Here is a 19,459-nt window from a genome sequence, read left to right on the forward strand (position 1 = left end):
GTCGAACTCGGGATTCCCTCTTTTGCCTTTCGGCAGTGCCTTTCGGCGTGTCCACTACGTTAGCCGATTCCCTGTGCAACTCATAATCGAGCTGATCGGATTGAATTCCGGCATGCCGAAATAACACCCGATTGGGGTTCGTCGTAAGTAAGTGGATGGCCGCTTCGGGGTGCTGAACAGCAGGGCCCGTCTCAAGCGGCTCGGGCTACGTTAGGCGGCTCGTCGGGGTGAGTCAAGTTGTCCTGCGGCGTGGCGCATGAGCGCGATAGGCGCTGACCGTGGGGTCGCCGTCGATCCAGAAGCGCCAGGGGTGGTGGGCCCCGTCACCGCCCACTCCCGTGCGGGGCCCATTGCGGACCTGGTCAGGGTCGGGGGCGGTACCCGGCAGCAGAGAGAGAGGGGACATGGCGTCGGCGCAGAGGTCGGTGCCGTTGAGGGCGCGGTCGACATCGAGGGCGGTGGCGAGGCGGGCGGGGCCTTTGGCCAGTTCTCTGTCGTACCGGGCCGAGACTCGACGTTTCCGGGCCTGCTCGGCGCCCAGCACAATCTCTCCGGCCCTCAGCAGAACCCCGCTCGCCCGGCCCTCGGGGCCGCACACGGCGTTGAGGCAGTGCCACATTCCGTAGGTGAAGTAGACGTACGCGTGACCGGGCGGGCCGAACATGACGTCGTTCCGGGCGGTGCGGCCCCTGAAGGCGTGGGAGCCCGGGTCGAGCTCTCCCGCGTATGCCTCCACCTCGGTGATGCGCAGCTCCATGACGCCGTCGTCCGATCGACGTATCAGGGTGCAGCCGAGCAGATCCGGCGCGACCTCCAGTACGGGGCGGTCGAAGAATGCCCGGGGCAACGGCGTACGGTCGGACGGCTCGATCATGGCGTCCGAGGGTACCGGGGAACCGGTGACCCCTGTGGCGCGTTTGTACAGGTGCCAAGACCTAAAAGGAGTGGACATGGGCTTCAAGAAGCTGCTCGCAAGCCTCGGTGCCGGTGGCGCCTCCGTTGAGACGGTGCTCACCGAGGAGAACGTCGTACCGGGTGGAGTGGTTCAGGGCGAGGTGCGCGTCCAGGGCGGCTCGGTCGACCAGAAGATCGAGGCGCTCTCCGTCGGCCTTCAGGCCCGGGTCGAGGTCGAGAGCGGCGACCAGGAGATCAAGCAGGACATCGAGTTCGTCAAGCAGCGGCTCGGCGGCGCGTTCGAGGTCAAGGCCGGTGCGGTGCATGTGGTGCCGTTCGGGCTGGAGATTCCCTGGGAGACCCCGGTGACGAGCATCGCCGGGCAGCGGCTGCGCGGCATGGACATCGGTGTGTCCACGGAGCTGGAGATCGCGCGGGCCGTGGACTCGGGCGATCTGGATGCGATCAATGTGCATCCGCTGCCGGCGCAGCAGGCGATTCTGGACGCGTTCATCCAGCTCGGCTTCCGCTTCAAGAGCGCGGACATGGAGCGTGGGCACATCCGGGGGACACGGCAGCGGCTGCCGTTCTACCAGGAGATCGAGTTCCTCCCGCCGGAGCGGTACCGGGGGCTGCACCAGGTCGAGCTGACCTTTGTCGCCGACAGCGCCGAGATGGACGTCATTCTGGAGATGGACAAGAAGCCGGGGCTGTTCAGCGAGGGCAGCGACTCGTACAAGGCGTTCAAGGTGAGCCATCAGGACTTCCGGTCGACGGACTGGCCGGCCTATCTGAACCAGTGGCTCGCGAACGTCGGCGGTCGGCGCAACTGGCTCTAGGGCTGATCCATCGCTGACGCTGCCCTAGGGTCGTGCCCGGCGGGACGGTCGGCGCGATCGCCGATACGACCGACCGGAACCAGGACAGCGAACCGGAGGTTCAGACGTGACCGAGCAGCAGAGGGCGCCCCTTCCGCATGACTTCCATCCGGAGGTGGCGTCGTTCACGGTGGTGAGCGATGACATCGCGCCGGGGTCGGTGCTGAAGGACGCTCAGGTCTATGCGGAGGGCAACACCTCGCCGCAGCTGCGGTGGGAGGGTTTCCCTGCCGGGACCGAGAGTTTCGCGGTGACCTGCTTCGATCCGGACGCGCCCACGGGCAGCGGGTTCTGGCACTGGGTGCTCTTCGATATCCCGGCGTCGGTCACCGAGCTGCCCGCCGGTGCGGGCAGCGGGGCCTTCGACGGTCTGCCCGAGGGTGCGGTCCAGGTCCGTAACGACTATGGGTCGAAGGACTTCGGCGGGGCGGCGCCGCCCGCCGGGGAGAACCACCGCTATGTGTTCACGGTGTACGCGGTGGACAGCGCGAAGCTCGGTCCGGACGCGGACGCCTCGCCCGCTGTCGTGGGCTTCAACCTGCGCTTCCACACCATCGGCCGCGCGCAGCTGATCGGTGAGTACGAGGGTCCGGCCGGGGGCTGACCCCGGGTATCGACCATTCGTCCGTTGTTTGCCCTGCTCTGGTCTTGGAGAGATCAGAGCAGGGCAGTTTTTTTGTCAGCGGACCTCTCCGGGGTCCCGGAGGGGCAGAGATATTGCGTTGTCCATCGCGGCACGCCCGGCCAGAGTTGATCCAAGCCCGCCAGGGGGTGGGCCGGCGAACGGAGGTGGGCGGAAGATGCGGGACACGCTGGTGCTGAACGCGAGTTTCGAGCCGCTGTCGACAGTGACGCTCAATCGTGCGGTGGTTCTGGTGCTTCAGGACAAGGCCGTGGTCGAACAGGCGCATCCTGGACTCCGTATGCGTGCGGCGGCGGTCGATCTGCCGGTTCCCCAGGTGATCAGGCTGTGCAGATATGTCCGGGTGCCGTTCCGAAGACAGGCGCCGTGGTCGCGGCGGGGGGTGCTGGTCCGGGACCAGCACCGGTGCGCGTACTGCGGCAGGCGCGCGACGACCGTGGACCATGTGGTGCCGCGTTCGCACGGTGGTGCGGACAGCTGGCTCAATACGGTGGCCTCCTGCGCCGAGGACAATCACCGTAAGGCGGACCGTACGCCGGAGCAGGCGGGGATGCCGCTGCTGCACGAGCCGTTCGTACCGTCTCCGGCCGATGCGATGCTGCTGGGGATGCGGGCTGGTGAGCGCTCCGAGCTTCCCGGCTGGCTGGCGGGGCGGTCGGCCGCTTAAGCCTCCCGGACCCTCCGGGCCCTGGGCCGTCTGTGGTCCCGGATCAGCTGTGGGGAGGAGCCCGTCTTCGCCGAGGTGGCGGAGGCGGGCTCCGGTGTGTCAGCCGTAGCGGCGCAGCAGCAGTTGGACGATGGCGACCGTGCCGACGGCGACGATGAGCGCGCGCAGTGCGGTGGGGGGCAGTCGGCGGCCGTATCTCGCGCCGAGCTGGCCGCCGATGGCGGAGCCCACGGCGATCAGCAGGACCGCGGTCCAGTCGGGTTCGGCGACGAAGATGAAGAAGAGCGCGGCGACGCTGTTGACGACGGCGGCGAGGACGTTCTTGACGGCGTTGAGGCGTTGCAGGGAGTCGTTGATGAGCATGCCCATCAGGGCGACGTAGATGATTCCCTGTGCCGCGGTGAAGTAGCCGCCGTAGACGCTGGCGAGCAGCAGTCCGACGATCAGCAGGGGGCCTCCGTCGGGGTGGACGGGTGTGCCTTTGCGGGTGCGGCGGCGCTGGACGGCCTTGGCGATGCGGGGTTGGAGGATGACCAGCACGAGCGCGATGGCGACGAGTATGGGCACGATCGTCTCGAAGGCCGTGGGCGGCAGCGTCAGCAGCAGAACGGCTCCGCTGATGCCGCCGATCGCGGCGACGATGCTGAGCCGGATGACGCGGCGGCGCTGGCCGGTGAGTTCGGCGCGGTAGCCGATGGCTCCGCTGATGGCGCCGGAGACCTGGCCGAGGGCGTTGGAGACGGTCGCGGTGACGGGGCTGAGGCCGGTGGCGAGGAGCACCGGGAAGGTGATCAGGGTTCCCGAGCCGACGACGGCGTTGATGGCGCCCGCGCCGATGCCCGCGGCGAGGACGGCGAGCATCTCCCAGATGGTCACAGTGGCCCTTCCATGATCGGTGCCGAGTGCACCGATCATGCCCGATGGCGGGGGTGGGTCAGCTGACGGGGGGCTCTTCGCGGCGTTCTTCGCGCCGTTCCCCGCCGGTGTTGAAGCCGGGGACTCCGCCGCCGAGGTTGCCGAAGGCGCCGGAGAGGCCCTTGAGGGCGTCGCCGATCTCGCTGGGGACGATCCAGAGCTTGTTGGCGTCGCCTTCGGCGATCTTCGGGAGCATCTGGAGGTACTGGTAGGAGAGGAGCTTCTGGTCCGGGTCTCCGGCGTGAATGGATTCGAAGACGGTGCGGATGGCCTGGGCCTCGCCCTCGGCGCGGAGCGCGGCGGCCTTGGCCTCGCCCTCGGCGCGGAGGATGGCGGACTGCTTCTCGCCCTCGGCGGTGAGGATCTGCGACTGGCGGATGCCTTCGGCGGTGAGGATCGCGGCGCGCTTGTCGCGGTCGGCGCGCATCTGCTTCTCCATCGAGTCCTGGATGGAGGTGGGCGGCTCGATGGCCTTGAGCTCGACGCGGTTGACGCGGATGCCCCATTTGCCGGTGGCCTCGTCGAGGACTCCGCGGAGCGCGGCGTTGATCTCCTCGCGGGAGGTGAGGGTGCGCTCCAGGTCCATGCCGCCGATGATGTTGCGCAGGGTGGTGACGGTGAGCTGTTCGATGGCCTGGATATAGCTGGCGACCTCATAGGTCGCGGCCCTCGCGTCGGTGACCTGGTAGTAGATGACGGTGTCGATGTTGACGACCAGGTTGTCCTGGGTGATCACCGGCTGGGGCGGGAAGGGGACGACCTGTTCGCGCAGGTCGATGCGGTTGCGGATGGAGTCGATGAACGGGACGACGATGTTCAGTCCCGCGTTCAGGGTGCGGGTGTAGCGCCCGAACCGTTCGACGATGGCGGCGCTGGCCTGCGGGATGACCTGGATCGTCTTGATCAGGGCGATGAAGACCAGCACCACCAGAATGATCAGGACGATGATGACGGGTTGCATCGTGTTTCCCTGTGTCCTTCGCTGCCGGATGATTCTGATGGCCGGATGAGTCCGATGATCGAGTTTCCCAGACCAGCGCTGTGTATGCGGGCGGTTCCGCAGGGTTGTCTCACATCACGACCGCGGTGGCGCCGTCGATCTCGACGACGTCGACCTGCTGGCCCGCTTCGAAGGCCATCTCGGAGTCGAGCGTCCGCGCGGACCAGATCTCGCCGGCGAGCTTGATCCGGCCTCCGGCGGCGTCCACCCTCTCCACCACGAGGGCCTGACGGCCTTTCAGCGCGTCGACTCCGCTGGTGAACTGCGGGCGTCCGGCGCGCTGGCGGCTCGCTATGGGGCGTACGACGGCGATGAGGGCGACGGAGACCACGGCGAACACCAGGACCTGGGCGACCACTCCGCCGCCGAGGGCCGCGACGACGGCCGCGGAGACCGCTCCCGCCGACAGCATCCCGAATTCGGGCATCGCCGTCAGAACCAGCGGAATGCCCAGTCCGACCGCACCGATCAGCCACCACACCCACGCGTCGATTTCCACATGGTCATGGTAGGTCCGCCGGTCGGGTCAGGACAGGGGGTCCGGCCGCCCGGAGGAGCATGAGAGGGGCGCGGGTGGAGGTTTCGGCCGCCGTCCATGGTGTTTCAGCCATCACCATGGGGATTCGGCCGTCGTCGGCGGGTCTGATCCCGGGCGTCCGGCTCTCGGGGCTCCGCCCCCGGGCGTCAGCCGAGCGGAAGGCCCTGAGCGGTCCAGCGGTCCCCGACGCGCTCCACGACCAGGGGGAGGCCGAAACAATGGGAGAGATTACGGGAGGTGAGCTCCATCTCCACCGGGCCCGCGGCGATCACCCGGCCCTGACGGATCATCAGCACATGGGTGAAACCCGGGGCGATCTCCTCCACATGGTGCGTGACCATGACCATGGAGGGGGCGTACGGGTCACGGGCGAGCCGGCCGAGCCGGCGTACCAGGTCCTCCCGGCCGCCGAGGTCGAGCCCGGCGGCGGGCTCGTCGAGCAGCAGCAGCTCGGGGTCGGTCATCATCGCGCGGGCGATCAGGGTGCGCTTGCGCTCACCCTCGGAGAGGGTGCCGAAGCGGCGGTCCAGATACTCGGTCATGCCGAGCCGGTCGAGGAAGGCGCGGGCGCGCTCCTCGTCGACCGGGTCGTAGTTCTCGTGCCAGGTGGCGGTCATGCCGTACGCGGCGGTGAGAACCGTCTGGAGCACGGTCTGGCGCTTGGGGAGCTTGTCGGCCATCGCGATGCCGGCCATGCCGATCCGGGGGCGGAGCTCGAAGACGTCGACGCCGCCGAGGCGCTCGTCCAGGATCTTGACCGTGCCGGTGGTGGGGAAGAGATAGCTGGACGCGAGGTTGAGGAGGGTCGTCTTGCCCGCGCCGTTGGGGCCGAGGATGACCCAGCGCTCGCCTTCCTTGATCGACCAGGAGACGTCGTCCACCAGAGCGCGTCCGTCGCGGACCACGGATACGTCCACCAGCTCCAGTACATCGCTCATGAGCGCGTTGTCTCCCCATGCAATCGTCTTGAGGTGTGTGGAGGCCGGTGGGTGCCTATGGGCACAGCCCCCAGGGAAAACCTACGCCACCGGCCGGGTGTCCCCGTCCCCCGGTCCGTTCCTTAGGCTTGACGCATGCTTTCGGAACCACGTTCAGGACGGCTGGCCGCATGGGGGAACGCCTTGCTGGCCGGAGCCGCGTCACCCGATGACGCGGCGCTCGCGATCGTCGGCGACGACGCGGTGCACCGGGTGGCGGGGCTGCCGGGCGAGGCGGGGCCGGTCGGGCTCACGCTGGCGCTGGGACGGCTGCGCACACTCGGGGTGAGGGGCTGGCGGGTCGCGCTGCCCGTGCCCGGACATCCGCTGGGGCTCAGCGGCCCGCCGGATTTCAACGCGCGGGCGCTGGAGGCCGAGGAGGCGGTGGTGGGGTTCGGCGCGCCGTACGGGCTGGTGCCTCAGGTGCGCGAGGCGGGTTCGGGGCCCGGCGCCGCCGATGTCCATGTGGAGGTCGAGTGGCACTGTCTGCCGGTACGGGAGGCGCCGCCCGCGGATGTGCCCTCGCTCGGGGAGGCGGAGCGGGAGCTGGCGGAGGCGCTGAGGGAGGCGACCCGGGTGCTCTCCCGGCTCGACGTCGCGGCCTCGGGGACGGTGGCGGAGGCCACGGTGGACGCCTACCGAGCGCGAGCGGAACGGGAGCGGGAGGCGCTGGCTCCGGGATATCCGCCGCGTGCGGTGCGGGTGCTGGAGCTGGCGCAGCGCGTGGCGCTGCTGATCTCGCTGGCGTACGAGAACGGGCACGGCGGGGCGGTGAGCGCGTCGGAGATCGCGGCGCGGGCGGAGGCGCTGCGCCCGGTGGAGCGGGTGGCGAGACGGGCGCAGGTGGCGGCGTACAACGCGTATGTGGAGGAGCGGGAGCGGGGGTAGCCGCCGGGCCGGGTGGGCGGTAGGGGCGTCTTCGGCCGGGAGTGGGGACAGTTGCCGGGCCGGGTGGGCGGTAGGGGCGTCTTCGGCCGGGAGTGGGGACAGTTGCCGGGGCCGGTGGGAGCCGTCTTCGGCCCGGGAGCGGGGACAGCCGCCGAATCCGGTGGACGGCAGGGGCGTGTCCGGCCCGGGAGACGGTGGGCGGTAGGAGCCGTCTCCGGTCCGGAAACCGGTGGGGACGGGCCGGTGCACAGTTTCGGCCCGTCCCCGCCGGGGGTCCGCCGAAGATCAGGCGTTGGCGCCGAAGTTGCCGAACGCCGGGTTCAGCAGGCCGACCACATTGACCGTGTTACCGACCGCGTTCACCGGGACATGGACGGGGACCTGGATCAGATTGCCCGAGGCGACGCCCGGAGAGCCGACGGCCTCACCGAAGGCGTGGGCCCCCGACGCGGACGCGACACCGGCGCCCGCGGCGATCAGGCTGCCAGTGATCATGGTGAGGGCGGCGGCCTTCTTCAGGTTCTTCACTTCTTCATTCCTCCTGGACGTATCGCCGCGGCGGAACCGCCGCGGCACGCCATGGAGAACGCCGGCGGGACGATCAGGATGCGCCGTACGGGTGACATACACCCGACAGTATGAATCTCCTACCGGTCGGGAACCCGGGCACAGACCTTTGATCAGTCCGTCAGGCCGTGGCGCACCGCCCAGAGCGCCGCTTGGGTACGGTCCGCCAGATCCAGCTTCATCAGAATGTTCGACACATGGGTCTTCACGGTCTTCTCCGAGAGCACGAGCGCACGGGCGATCTCACGGTTGGAGCGGCCGTCCGCGATCAGACCGAGGACCTCGGTCTCCCGTTCCGTGAGGGTGCTGCTGCGCCCCGGGCCGCTGCTCTGTTCGTCCTGGGAGAGCAGCGCCACCGCGACCTCCGGCTGGAGCAGCACATGACCGGCGTGGACCGAGCGGATGGCGCCGGCGAGCGCCTCGGGGTCGATGTCCTTGTAGACATAGCCCGAGGCGCCGGCCCGCAGGGCGGGGACCACCGTGCGCTGTTCGGTGAAGCTGGTGACGATCAGCACCTTCGCCGGGTTGGCGAGCTCTCGCAGCTTGCGCAGCGCCTCGATGCCGTCGGTGCCGGGCATCTTCACGTCCATGAGGACGACGTCGGGCTTCAGCTCCTCGGCGCGGGCCACCCCCTCGGCACCGTCCCCGGCCTCCCCGACCACCTCGATGTCGCCCTGGACCTCCAGGAAGGTGCGCAGCCCCCGGCGCACCACCTGGTGGTCGTCGACGAGCAGGACCCGAACAACCTTGTCAGCCACCGGGGGCCTCCATCTCGATCGTGGTGCCCTTGCCGGGCGCCGACTGCACAGTGAGCTTTCCGCCGATCCCGCTCGCGCGGTCCCGCATGGAGACCAGCCCCAGATGGCGGCCCGCCCGGCGGACGGCACGGGGTTCGAATCCCCTGCCGTTGTCCGTGACGCTCAGGACCGCGCCCTGGCCGCGCCGGGTGAGGGCGACGTCGACGCGGTCCGCGTCCGAGTGGCGCAGCGCGTTGTGCAGGGCCTCCTGGGCGACCCGGAGCAGGGCCTCCTCCTGGGCGGCGGGGAGGGCTTTGATTCCGCAGGTGTCGAAGGTGACCTTCGCGGTGTGGGCCCGGTCGAGGACCTGGACATGGGTGCGCAGGGTGTTGATCAGCCCGTCCTCGTCGAGGGCCGCGGGGCGCAGCTCCACCACGGCGGCGCGCAGCTCTTCCGTGGCCTCCGCGGCGAGGGCCGCGACCTGCTGGAGCTCTCCCTTGGCGCGGGCGGGGTCGCGGTCGACCAGGGCGGCGGCGGCCTGGGCGGTGAGCCGGAGCGAGAAGAGCTTCTGGCTGACCGCGTCGTGGAGCTCATGGGCGAGGCGGGAGCGCTCCTCGGCGATGGTGAGCTCCCGGCTGCGTTCGTACAGCCGGGCGTTGGTCAGGGCGATGGCGGCGTGCTGGGCGAGGATGGAGAGCAGCGCCTCGTCGTCCTCGGTGAAGCCGCAGCCGTCGCCGGCGGGCCGGGGGCAGCGCTTGTTGGCGAGGAAGAGGGCGCCGATGATCTCGTCGCCGTCCTTGATCGGCAGGCCGAGGAAGTCGGACATGTCGGGGTGGGCGGCCGGCCAGCCCTCGAAGCGCGGGTCCTGGCGCACATCGGCGAGCCGCTCGGTCCTGGCGTCGCGGAGCATGGCGGCGAGGATGCCGTGCTGGCGGGGCAGGGGGCCGATCGCCTTCCACTGCGCGTCGCTGACCCCGTCGACCACGAACTGGGCGAAGCCTCCGTGGTCGTCGGGGACGCCCAAAGCCGCGTACTCCGCGTCGAGCAGCTCCCGGGCGGAGGCGACGATCGTCTTCAGGACGTCGCGCACCTCCAGATGCCTGCTCATGGCGAGGAGTGCGGTGCTCACGGCCGCTAGGCCTGAGCTGGGTCGATGGCTCATGACCTCACCGTACCCGCGGGACGTGACCGTCCGTATCGGGCTGTGGACGGCGGCGGTTTAGGGCTGGGGTCCTAGGTCGAAGTGATGTGCCGGACGGGGCCTGGCGGACGACGCGGTGGGCCGGGTCGTGTTTCTACGGTGGAGTCGGCCGGCGCGCGGCGACCGACGTCACAGGACACGCGCCGGGGGTGGAAGGGATGGACGTCATGCCGGTAGCGGTGATCACGGGCGCTTCGAAGGGGCTGGGGCGGGCGCTCGCGGCGGCTCTCGCGGAACGGGGCTGGGATCTGGTGCTGGGCGCCAGGACCGTCGACGCGCTGGAGCGGAGCGCGCGGTATGTGGGGGCGCACGGAACACGAGTGGTGGCGGTGGCGGGCGATGTGACGGACGGGGCTCACCGCACGGCGCTGCTGGCCGCCGCCCAGGAGCTGGGCGGGGTGGATCTGCTGGTGAGCAATGCCAGTGTGCTGGGGGCCGAGCCGCTGGTGCGGCTGGACGCGCAGCCGCTGGCGGGGCTGCGCACGGCGCTGGAGACCAATGTGGTGGCCGCGCTGGGGCTGGTGCAGGAGGCGCTGCCGCAGCTGCGGGCGGCGGAGGCGGGGACGGTGATCGCGGTCAGTTCGGAGGCGGCGGCGGAGGCGTACGAGACCTGGGGCGGTTACGGGGCCTCGAAGGCGGCGCTGGATCAGCTGGCGGCGGTGCTCGGGGTCGAGGAGCCGGGGCTGCGGGTGTGGGCGGTCGAGCCGGGGGACCTGGACAGCATGGACACGGATCTGTACGCGGCGGCCGTGCCGGACGACGGGGGAGAGCCGCGGCCCTCGCCCGATTCCGTGGTGCCCGGGTTTCTGCGGCTGCTGGACGAGCGGCCGATGAGCGGGCGGTATGCCGCGCCCGCGCTGCTGGAGACGGTGTGAGCCGGGGGTGAGGCCCTGAGCCCCGGCCCAGGGCCTCACCACGCGGGGGTCCGCGCACCGGGCGGGCGAGCGCGCCCGGTGCGGGGACGCGGACGCTGCTCCGCTTGTGGTGGGGGGTGAGGGCAACCGGTAGCCCTCAGGGGAGTGCCCCGCGGGCTGCCCAGCGGGTCCTGGGGGCTGCCCGGGGCGGGCGGGGGCGGCGGGAGAGCCGCCGTGGGGCCGCCTCCTGGCCGGTCCGGCGGCCTGGGAGGCGGCCGGGAGGCGGCCGGGAGGCGGCGACGGGCAGCCGGAGCGCGGGAGGCGGACCGGAGCGCTGAAGGCGGACCGGAGCGCTGAAGGCGCTTGCGGGCGGGCGGCCGGAGCGCTGGAGGAGAGGGCGGGGAGGGCCGCCGCCGGCCCCGTGCACCGGAAAGCGCGGTGCTTTCTCTGCCTCTGGCAGGAGTTCGGCGACGCCCTTCTCCTACTTCCGGACGACACTCCTCACTCATTGCATTGCTGACGCAACGCATGGTGAAACCATAGGGGGCTCGATGTGAGCCCGCACATAGGACGCACATCACTTACGAATCTCTTTAGTGGAGACATAAGTGCCGTGTGAGCGGGCGTGAGGCTGTTGGAACACCGTTTCCGCGACGCCCTGATCCACTATCGAGGATCGTACGTCACACCTTTGCCAGGGCATTTTGCTGCCGCTAAGAATTGCCCAGTCGCCGCCGCAGGAGCGCAGCGCCGCCTTCTCGGCCTGATGCGACTTCCCGATGCAAAGAGGTACGTCTGATGTTCGCGTCCAGCATTCGCAGCACCCGCATGACCAAGGCCCACAAGGTCTCGATCGCCGGTATCGCCGCCGCCGGTGCCGCAGCCGTCTCTCTGTCCCTGGTGCCCCAGAGCGCCACGGCCGAGACCAAGGCCGCCCCGGCCGCCCCGGTCGTCTTCGAGGCCGCTGCCGGTAAGCCCACGACCCTCCAGCTCGACAGCCAGAAGACGGCCATCGAGACCCAGGTGCAGGAGGCCGTGAAGGCCGACGCCAAGGTGAAGAGCGAGGCCGAGTCCAAGGCGAAGCTCGACGCCGCCGCCAAGAAGGCCGCCGCCGAGACCGCCGTGAAGGAGCGCGCCGCCGAGGAGACCACGGCGAGCCGCACCGTCGCCGCCCGTACCGTCGCCGCGCCCACCGCCGTCACCTACCCGAACAACCTGGACGGCTGGATCCGCGAGGCGCTCGCCATCATGAAGAAGGAAGGCATCCCCGGCACCTACGAGGGGCTGCACCGCAACATCATGCGCGAGTCCAGCGGTAACCCGCTGGCCATCAACAACTGGGACATCAACGCGCAGAACGGTGTGCCGTCGAAGGGCCTGCTCCAGGTCATTCAGCCCACCTTCAACGCGTACCACGTCGACGGCACCCCGTTCGACCTGTACCACCCGGTCGCCAACATCGTCGCCGCGGCCAACTACGCCGCCGACCGTTACGGCTCGATCGACAACGTCTTCGGCGCCTACTGAGCCGACCGACGCTGAACACAGACGCCGAAGGGCGGCGCCTCCCTCATGGAGGCGCCGCCCTTCGGCGTATCGGGTTGCACGACGCACATGAGCCGCTAGGCGCGCATGACCTCGGGCTCATGGCGGCGGAGCAGCCGGGCGACCGCGAAGCCGCAGACCACGCCGATCAGCAGCAGGACGGTGATGTTGAGGCCCCACTGGCCCGCCGTGTGCTCCCACAGCGGATCCAGGTCCGCCGGCTTGTCGGGGTCCCACGGCGGCATCAGCCTGCCGAGGTCCAGGGTCGATCCTGCCCCCGCCATGGCCCAGCGGGAGGGCATCAGCCAGGCGAACTGCTCCAGGCCGGGCGAGCCGTACACCTTGAAGAGAACGCCGGTGAACACGACCTGGACGATCGCGAACATCACCAGCAGCGGCATGGTCTTCTCCGCGGTCCGCACCAGCGAGGAGATCACCAGGCCGATCATCATCGAGGTGAAGCCCAGAGCGATGATCACCAGGCAGAGCTCGACGGCGGGGGGCATGATCAGGCCCTCGGCGGGCAGATCGCGGACGGCGAAGCCGATGCCGCAGAGGATCAGGCCCTGGAAGGCGGTGATCAGGCCGAGGACGAGCACCTTGGACATCAGATACGCCGAGCGGGAGAGCCCGGTGGCCCGCTCCCGTTCGTAGATGACCCGTTCCTTGATCAGTTCGCGTACGGAGTTGGCCGCGCCCGAGAAGCACATGCCGACCGCGAGAATCAGCATGATCGTGCCCGCGTCGCCGTTGAAGCGGGAGCTGCCGTCGTCGGGGGCGGCGAGCCCGAACTCCGCCGGGATGACCACGCTGACCAGGCCGAGGACGGCGGGCAGGATCACCATCAGGGCGAGAAAGCCCTTGTCCGACGCGATGACGGAGACATAGCGGCGCATCAGCGTCTCCAGCTGGGCGCCCCAGCCCTGCGGCTTCGGCGGGCGCATCCGCTGCGGCGGCGGCATGGTCACCGGCTGGGGGGCGACGGCGTCGATGTCCGCCGCGTACATCCGGTAGTGCTGCGAGCCGCGCCAGCGGCCCGACCAGTCGTAGTCGCGGTAGTTCTCGAACGCGGAGAACACATCGGCCCAGGTGGTGTAGCCGAAGAAATTGAGCGCCTCCTCCGGGGGGCCGAAGTAGGCGACCGCGCCGCCGGGCGCCATGACCAGCAGCTTGTCGCAGAGCTGGAGCTCGGCCACGGAGTGGGTGACCACCAGCACGGTGCGGCCGTCGTCGGCGAGTGAGCGCAGCAGCTGCATGACATCGCGGTCCATGCCGGGGTCGAGGCCCGAGGTCGGCTCGTCCAGGAAGATCAGCGAGGGCTTGGTCAGCAGCTCCAGGGCGACCGAGACCCGCTTGCGCTGGCCGCCGGAGAGCGCGGTGATCTTCTTGTCCCGGTGGATGTCGAGCTTCAGCTCGCGGAGCACCTCGTCGATCCGGGCCGTGCGCTCGGTCTCGGCGGTGTCGCCGGGGAAGCGGAGCCGGGCCGCGTAGCCGAGCGCCTTCCGGACGGTGAGCTCCTTGTGCAGGATGTCGTCCTGCGGGACCAGACCGATGCGCCGGCGCAGCTCGGCGAAGTGCTTGTAGAGGCTGCGGTTGTCGTAGAGGACATCGCCCTGGTCGGCGGGGCGGTAGCCGGTGAGCGCCTTGAGGAGGGTGGACTTCCCGGATCCCGAGGGGCCGATGACGCCGATCAGCGACTTCTCCGGCACTCCGAAGGACACATCGCGGAGGATCTGCTTACCGCCCTCGACGGTGACCGTGAGATGACGGGCGGAGAAGGACACCTCGCCGGTGTCGACGAACTCCTCCAGCCGGTCGCCGACGATACGGAAGGCGGAGTGGCCGACGCCGACGACATCGCTGGGGCCGATGACGGCGGCGCCGGATTTCGCGATCGGCTGGCCGTTGACGAAGGTGCCGTTGTGGGAGCCGAGGTCACGGATCTGGAAGCGGCCGTCGGGGGTCGCGGTGAACTCGGCGTGGTGGCGTGAGACCTGGAGGTCGGAGACGACCAGCTCGTTCTCCAGCGCGCGGCCGATGCGCATGACGCGGCCCACCGGGAGCTGGTGAAAGGTGGTGGGGCCGCGGTCCGGGTGGGCGGGCGGCGCTCCGGTCTCCTGCTGCGGGGCCGGGGCCTGCCACTGGGCCTGCGGCGCGTGCTGCTGCTCCGGCCAGGCGGCCTGGGCCTGGGCCTGAGCAGGGGCCTGGGCCTGGGCCTGGGCGAGCGGACCGGGGTCCGGCTGGCCGTACTGCTGGTACGCCTGCTGGGCCTGGGCAGGGGCCTGTGCCTGCTGGGCGTCGAAGGCATGGGCATGCGGTGCTGGGGCCTGCGGGGTGTACGGGGTGTGTGCGGCAGGGACCTGCTGATGGGGCTGCTGGTGCGCGTGCGGGCCGCCGTTCCCCTCCCCGTGGGAACCGTGGGAGCCCTGGGGGCTGTGGGAACCGTGGGAGCCCTGGGAGCCCTGGGAGTCCGTCCGCGCGCCGGACAGATTCAGCCGGGGCCCGTCAGCGGCGTTCCCCAGATGGACGGCCGAGCCGGGGGCGATGTCCGACTGGTGGATCCGCTGTCCCTGTACATAGGTGCCGTTGGTGCTGCCGTGGTCCTCGATGACCCAGCCCCGGCCGCTCCAGCTGATGCTGGCGTGCCGCCAGGAGACCCGGGCGTCGTCCAGCACCATGTCACCCTGCGGGTCGCGTCCCAAGGTGTACGACCTGGACGGATCGAGGGCCCAGGTCCTTCCGTTCAATTCCAGTACGAGTTCCCGCACTCCATGCCCCACTAGTCGTCCCCCTGAGCTACCCCTGTCAACGGGGAGTCTAGAGATGGTGAACATCGGGAGGAACTATTTCAGGCTCGGTTACGTACCTGGTACGTGGGCTGTAAGGTGACCGCGGCCAGAGCGGAGGGTAATCCTCCGCAGGGTGGTGGACTCAGGGCGCCGGCACCGGGTGGCAGAATGTGATCACCCGGTCTCGCCGGGCAGCTTTCCGGCAGGTGGGTCTCCGTTCGAAGCCGGGACCGTCCGCGGTGCGCTGTCCGCCCATCGGGATGGCGCGTCCCTCCGTAACATTCGCCGGTTACGGTGGTGAGACCATGAGTGCTTCGCAGAACTCCGACGTACGTACCCTTCTTGTGAAGATTTTCGGGAAGGACCGTCCCGGGATCACCGCCGGTCTCTTCGACACCCTGGCCGCCTACTCGGTCGATGTCGTCGACATCGAGCAGGTCGTCTCCCGGGGCAGGCTCGTCCTGTGCGCCCTGGTCACCTCGCCGGCCGCGGCGGGGGCCGACGAGGGCGAGCTGAGGGCCACCGTGCACAGCTGGGCCGAGTCCCTCAAACTCCAGGCCGAGATCATCTCGGGCACTGGCGACAACCGTCCGCGCGGCAGCGGGCGTTCCCATGTCACGGTGCTCGGCCATCCGCTGACAGCCGAGGCGACGGCGGCCATAACGGCGAGGATCACCGCCGTGGGCGGCAATATCGACCGTATTCTCCGGCTCGCCAAATACCCCGTGACCGCGATCGAGTTCACCGTGTCGGGCACCGGGACCGAGGGGCTGCGCACCGCGCTGGCCACCGAGTCCTCGGAGATCGGCGTCGATGTCGCCGTGGTCTCGGCCGGTCTGCACCGCCGTGCCCAGCGGCTGGTGGTGATGGACGTGGACTCCACCCTCATCCAGGACGAGGTCATCGAGCTCTTCGCCGCGCACGCGGGGTGCGAGGCCGAGGTCGCCGAGGTCACGGCCGCCGCGATGCGCGGCGAGCTGGACTTCGAGCAGTCCCTGCACGCCCGGGTGGCGCTGCTCAAGGGGCTCGACGCCTCGGTGGTGGAGAAGGTGCGCTCCGAGGTGCGGATGACCCCCGGGGCCCGGACCCTGATCCGTACCCTCAAGCGGCTCGGCTTCCAAGTGGGGGTCGTCTCGGGTGGATTCACCCAGGTCACCGATGATCTCAAGGAGCGGCTGGGGCTGGACTTCGCCTCGGCGAACACCCTGGAGATAGTCGATGGCAAGCTGACCGGCCGGGTCACCGGAGAGATCGTGGACCGGGCGGGCAAGGCGCGGCTGCTGCGCAGATTCGCCGCGGAGGCGGGGGTTCCGCTGGCGCAGACGGTGGCCATCGGCGATGGTGCGAACGATCTGGACATGCTCAACGCGGCCGGTCTCGGTGTCGCGTTCAACGCGAAGCCCGTGGTGCGCGAGGCCGCGCACACGGCGGTGAACGTGCCGTTCCTGGACACCGTGCTCTATCTGCTGGGGATCACCCGCGAAGAGGTGGAGGCGGCGGACGGCGAGGGCGCCGAGCACTGACCTCCCCGCTCTGTACGACGGGGTGAGGCTCCGGTGAACGAGCCCCGGTGCGGATCGCACCGGGGCTCCTCGGTACCGCGCCGCCCGTGTCCGGCGGGCGGGGGCGGGTCAGCCCTGGGGGGTCCAGTAGTCGGTCAGCCGGCCGACGCCGTGCTCCACGGCCTTCCAGGAACCGTTGAACTCGATCACGGCGAAGGCGGAGGTCGGGAAGGCGCTGCGGTTCATCCGGGGCAGCAGATCTCCTTCGGCCTCGCCGGCGAGCGCGTCCGCGAGGGCGTGCATTCCGGGATTGTGGCCGATGATCAGCAGATTGCTCACGTCGTCCGGGGTCTCGTTGAGCAGGGCGATGATCTCGCCGAGGGACGCCTCGTAGAGCCGGTCCTCATAGACCGTGCGAGGGCGCTCCGGCAGTTCGTGCACCGCCAGCTTCCATGTCTCCCGGGTTCTGACCGCGGTCGAGCAGACGGCGAGATCGACGGCGATACCGCTCCGGGCGAGTCTGCGGCCCGCCACGGGGGCGTCCTTGCGGCCCCGCTCGGCGAGCGGTCGCTCATGGTCGGAGTCCTCGGCCCAGTCGGCTTTGGCGTGTCGGAGGATCACAATCCTGCGGGGTTCGGCAGGTCCGGGGGCTTTCCCCCCGGACGGCGTGGCGACGCTCATGCACCCCAGCTTCGCATGAAATGCGCCAGCGGGCGCGGGGTGTTGAGGGGCTCTCCCCTTCCGGTCGATCACCTCGGCGGAGGCCGCAGGAGCCCCCCGGGGCCCGGCGTACGCCGGGCGGATCGGCAGGACGGCGAACCGGCGGGACGGCAGGTCGGACGATCGGCATCCCGACGGACCAGCGGGACGGCGGACCGGCGAGACGCGCAGATCAGCGGGACGGCATGCCGACGCATCACCGGGTCAGCGGGCACCGGGCCAGGCCGGTCAGCCGGTCAGCCGGTCAGCAGATGCTGGAGGTACTCCAGGACGACGCGGAGCCCCGGCTGACCGCCCCCGGCGGTCTGCGCCTGGGCCGGGTCGGCTATCAGCACCAGCAGCAGCACGAAGGCGAGCACCGGCAGCGCCAGCGCCCACCAGGGAAGGCGGACGCCGGCTCCGTCCCTGGCGCGGGAAGAGATGGGCGTATGGGCGGACATGGTCGCCTCCGTCAGCAGTGCTCCGCGGGTACGCGTTTCGATACGTCCACGCTAGGGAGCAGAGCCGGGCGATCCCATCCGGCACCCCACCTACTTCACCCTGAGCCTGACCCCCTAGGGGATAGGGGGGCCAGCCCCCTTGCCGACGGCGGCGAAGGTCTGCGACCGGGTCACGGTGAGGCTATGGAGGCGATGATTCCGATCACCACGAAGAGACCGATGATGGCGGCGAAGAGAAGCAGCAGCTTCTTCTGCCCGTTCTGCGGATTCGGGTCGAGCACTGGCATGGCCTCAGTCTCGCATCCCGGTCTCGTCCTCGATCGTGCGGTCCCTGCCCGCGAGCAGCCCGGCGGCGATCTGCGGTACGAGCAGCCCCGCCATCAGCGCGATCGGGAGGTCCCAGCCGCCGCTGTGCTGATAGAGGACGCCCACCAGCAGCGGACCGGGGATGGAGATCAGATAGCCGGTGGACTGGGCGAAGGCGGAGAGCCGCACCACCCCCGTGCCGGTGCGCGATCGCAGGCCGATCATGGTGAGTGCGAGCGGGAAGGCGCAGTTGGAGACGCCGAGCAGCAGCGCCCAGGCCCAGGCTCCGGCGGCGGGGGCGAGGAGAAGGCCCGTGTATCCGGTCAGCCCGCAGAGCCCGAGGGCGACGACGATCGGCCCCTGGTGCGTCAGCCGGGTGGCGAGCCGGGGAATGACGAAGGCGAGCGGCACCCCCATCACCATGGTCACGGCCAGCAGCACTCCGGCTTCCTGGGCCGGGACCCCCGCGTCCCGGAAGATCTGCGGCATCCACCCCATGGTGATGTACGCGCCGGTGGCCTGGAGGCCGAAGAAGCAGGCGAGCGCCCAGGCGGTGGGGCTGCGGGTGATGCCCGGCGCGCTCCGGTCCGTGCCGGAGCCGGTGGCCGGGCGGGCCGCGGCCGGCGGGATGGCCCCCCGGTCCCGTACGAGTCCGAGCCACGGCAGCACCGCGACGGCGGCGAGCAGCGCCCAGACTCCCAGGCCGGTCTGCCAGCTGCCGCCCAGCACCTCGGTCAGCGGGACGGTGACGGCGGCGGCGGCCGAGGTGCCGATCGCCAGGGCCATGGAGTAGAGCCCGGTCATGGTGCCGACGCGGTCGGGGAAGTACCGCTTGACGATCACCGGCATCAGCACATTGCTGAGGGCTATGCCCATCAGCGCCAGGGCGCTGGCGGCGAGGAATCCGGCGGTGCCGCCCGCGAAGGGCCTGATCGCCAGCCCGGCGGTGATGGCGGCCATGCCCGCGCAGAGGACCGCTCCGGGGCCGAAGCGCCGGGCGAGCCGGGGCGCGGCGAGCCCGAAGACGGCGAAGCAGAGAGGGGGTACGGAGGTGAGCAGTCCGGCGACGCTGCCGCTCATCCCGAGGCCGGTGCGGACCTCCTCCAGCAGCGCGCCGAGGCTGGTGATGGCGGGGCGGAGATTGAGCGCCGCGAGCACGATGCCCGCCATGACCAGCGGGATGAGCCAGGCCGGGCGCGGCGCGGCCTGGCCGTCGCCCTCCAGAGCCCGGGCGGTTGCGGTGCGACCGTCGCCGCCCCCCGGAGCCTGGACGGATGCGGTGCGGCCGTCGCCCTCCGGGCCCCGGGCGCGGGCCGTGGCGGCAGGGCTCTGGGTCCGCGTGTCGGGCCGATTCTCATAGGGCATAAGGCCCATCATAGAATCATGGGATGATTGACT

At 70.3% G+C, this 19,459-nt stretch carries 20 protein-coding genes; 7 read left to right on the plus strand and 13 right to left on the minus strand.

What is annotated here, in order from left to right:
* Positions 1-232: 232 nt before the first annotated feature.
* Positions 233-874, minus strand: a complete 642-nt coding sequence (locus FF041_RS15560) for a DNA-3-methyladenine glycosylase (protein ID WP_153523382.1) — start codon at positions 872-874, stop codon at positions 233-235.
* Positions 875-950: 76 nt separating this feature from the next.
* On the opposite strand from FF041_RS15560, the gene FF041_RS15565 reads away from it, so the two are divergent.
* The 3 genes from FF041_RS15565 to FF041_RS15575 all read left to right on the plus strand — a co-directional run bounded on the left by FF041_RS15565 (position 951) and on the right by FF041_RS15575 (position 3,082).
* Entirely contained in the window at positions 951-1,733 is a 783-nt protein-coding gene (locus FF041_RS15565) for a sporulation protein (protein WP_153487610.1), read from the plus strand.
* 106 nt (positions 1,734-1,839) lie between these two features.
* A complete protein-coding gene (locus FF041_RS15570) occupies positions 1,840-2,376 on the plus strand; it encodes a YbhB/YbcL family Raf kinase inhibitor-like protein (protein WP_323391904.1) in 537 nt (178 codons plus the stop codon).
* 196 nt (positions 2,377-2,572) lie between these two features.
* Complete coding sequence (locus FF041_RS15575; RefSeq protein ID WP_153487612.1) at positions 2,573-3,082, plus strand: HNH endonuclease; 510 nt, start codon at positions 2,573-2,575, stop codon at positions 3,080-3,082.
* Positions 3,083-3,181: 99 nt separating this feature from the next.
* Here FF041_RS15575 and FF041_RS15580 read toward each other — a convergent pair whose 3' ends face one another.
* The 4 genes from FF041_RS15580 to FF041_RS15595 all read right to left on the minus strand — a co-directional run bounded on the left by FF041_RS15580 (position 3,182) and on the right by FF041_RS15595 (position 6,473).
* Positions 3,182-3,958 carry a sulfite exporter TauE/SafE family protein gene (locus tag FF041_RS15580; protein WP_323391905.1) on the minus strand — a complete coding sequence of 259 codons (777 nt, stop codon included), beginning with the start codon at positions 3,956-3,958 and terminating at the stop codon, positions 3,182-3,184.
* 58 nt (positions 3,959-4,016) lie between these two features.
* Entirely contained in the window at positions 4,017-4,958 is a 942-nt protein-coding gene (locus tag FF041_RS15585) for an SPFH domain-containing protein (RefSeq protein ID WP_153487617.1), read from the minus strand.
* 109 nt (positions 4,959-5,067) lie between these two features.
* The gene (locus tag FF041_RS15590) at positions 5,068-5,496 is read right to left on the minus strand and encodes an NfeD family protein (RefSeq protein ID WP_323391906.1); all 429 of its coding nucleotides are present in this window, start codon (positions 5,494-5,496) and stop codon (positions 5,068-5,070) included.
* A gap of 185 nt (positions 5,497-5,681) precedes the next feature.
* Positions 5,682-6,473, minus strand: a complete 792-nt coding sequence (locus FF041_RS15595) for an ABC transporter ATP-binding protein (RefSeq protein ID WP_153487619.1) — start codon at positions 6,471-6,473, stop codon at positions 5,682-5,684.
* Between the two features lie 135 nt (positions 6,474-6,608).
* Here FF041_RS15595 and FF041_RS15600 point away from each other — a divergent pair, with 135 nt between their 5' ends.
* On the plus strand, positions 6,609-7,400 hold the full coding sequence (locus tag FF041_RS15600) for a hypothetical protein (protein ID WP_153487622.1): 792 nt from the start codon (positions 6,609-6,611) through the stop codon (positions 7,398-7,400).
* Positions 7,401-7,685: 285 nt separating this feature from the next.
* Here the strand turns inward: FF041_RS15600 and FF041_RS15605 are convergent, their stop codons facing one another.
* From FF041_RS15605 to FF041_RS15615, 3 genes are all read right to left on the minus strand, one after another.
* Positions 7,686-7,928 carry a chaplin gene (locus FF041_RS15605; protein ID WP_323391907.1) on the minus strand — a complete coding sequence of 81 codons (243 nt, stop codon included), beginning with the start codon at positions 7,926-7,928 and terminating at the stop codon, positions 7,686-7,688.
* A 152-nt stretch (positions 7,929-8,080) separates the two neighbouring features.
* Entirely contained in the window at positions 8,081-8,725 is a 645-nt protein-coding gene (locus FF041_RS15610) for a response regulator transcription factor (protein WP_323372511.1), read from the minus strand.
* The gene (locus FF041_RS15615) at positions 8,718-9,866 is read right to left on the minus strand and encodes a GAF domain-containing sensor histidine kinase (protein WP_153523384.1); all 1,149 of its coding nucleotides are present in this window, start codon (positions 9,864-9,866) and stop codon (positions 8,718-8,720) included. Before FF041_RS15615 ends, FF041_RS15610 begins: the two co-directional genes overlap by 8 nt.
* A gap of 206 nt (positions 9,867-10,072) precedes the next feature.
* Between FF041_RS15615 and FF041_RS15620 the strand changes: the two genes are divergently transcribed.
* Positions 10,073-10,780 carry an SDR family NAD(P)-dependent oxidoreductase gene (locus FF041_RS15620; RefSeq protein ID WP_153523385.1) on the plus strand — a complete coding sequence of 236 codons (708 nt, stop codon included), beginning with the start codon at positions 10,073-10,075 and terminating at the stop codon, positions 10,778-10,780.
* A 777-nt stretch (positions 10,781-11,557) separates the two neighbouring features.
* Positions 11,558-12,286: a transglycosylase SLT domain-containing protein gene (locus FF041_RS15625; RefSeq protein WP_153523386.1), complete on the plus strand. Its 729-nt coding sequence runs from the start codon at positions 11,558-11,560 to the stop codon at positions 12,284-12,286.
* 95 nt (positions 12,287-12,381) lie between these two features.
* On the opposite strand, the gene FF041_RS15630 is transcribed toward FF041_RS15625, so the two are convergent.
* On the minus strand, positions 12,382-15,084 hold the full coding sequence (locus FF041_RS15630; protein ID WP_323391908.1) for an FHA domain-containing protein: 2,703 nt from the start codon (positions 15,082-15,084) through the stop codon (positions 12,382-12,384).
* Between the two features lie 314 nt (positions 15,085-15,398).
* On the opposite strand from FF041_RS15630, the gene serB reads away from it, so the two are divergent.
* A complete protein-coding gene (serB, locus tag FF041_RS15635; RefSeq protein ID WP_153487633.1) occupies positions 15,399-16,616 on the plus strand; it encodes a phosphoserine phosphatase SerB in 1,218 nt (405 codons plus the stop codon).
* A gap of 108 nt (positions 16,617-16,724) precedes the next feature.
* Here serB and FF041_RS15640 read toward each other — a convergent pair whose 3' ends face one another.
* The 4 genes from FF041_RS15640 to FF041_RS15650 all read right to left on the minus strand — a co-directional run bounded on the left by FF041_RS15640 (position 16,725) and on the right by FF041_RS15650 (position 19,426).
* On the minus strand, positions 16,725-17,276 hold the full coding sequence (locus FF041_RS15640; RefSeq protein WP_153523388.1) for a SixA phosphatase family protein: 552 nt from the start codon (positions 17,274-17,276) through the stop codon (positions 16,725-16,727).
* 275 nt (positions 17,277-17,551) lie between these two features.
* Positions 17,552-17,755: a hypothetical protein gene (locus FF041_RS15645; protein WP_153487638.1), complete on the minus strand. Its 204-nt coding sequence runs from the start codon at positions 17,753-17,755 to the stop codon at positions 17,552-17,554.
* Positions 17,756-17,925: 170 nt separating this feature from the next.
* The gene (locus FF041_RS40070) at positions 17,926-18,042 is read right to left on the minus strand and encodes an SGM_5486 family transporter-associated protein (protein WP_267131686.1); all 117 of its coding nucleotides are present in this window, start codon (positions 18,040-18,042) and stop codon (positions 17,926-17,928) included.
* A gap of 4 nt (positions 18,043-18,046) precedes the next feature.
* On the minus strand, positions 18,047-19,426 hold the full coding sequence (locus tag FF041_RS15650) for a CynX/NimT family MFS transporter (RefSeq protein WP_407698164.1): 1,380 nt from the start codon (positions 19,424-19,426) through the stop codon (positions 18,047-18,049).
* Positions 19,427-19,459 lie beyond the last annotated feature (33 nt).

Origin of the sequence: Streptomyces jumonjinensis (genome assembly GCF_009600885.1) — a bacterium.
GTDB lineage: Bacteria > Actinomycetota > Actinomycetes > Streptomycetales > Streptomycetaceae > Streptomyces > Streptomyces jumonjinensis.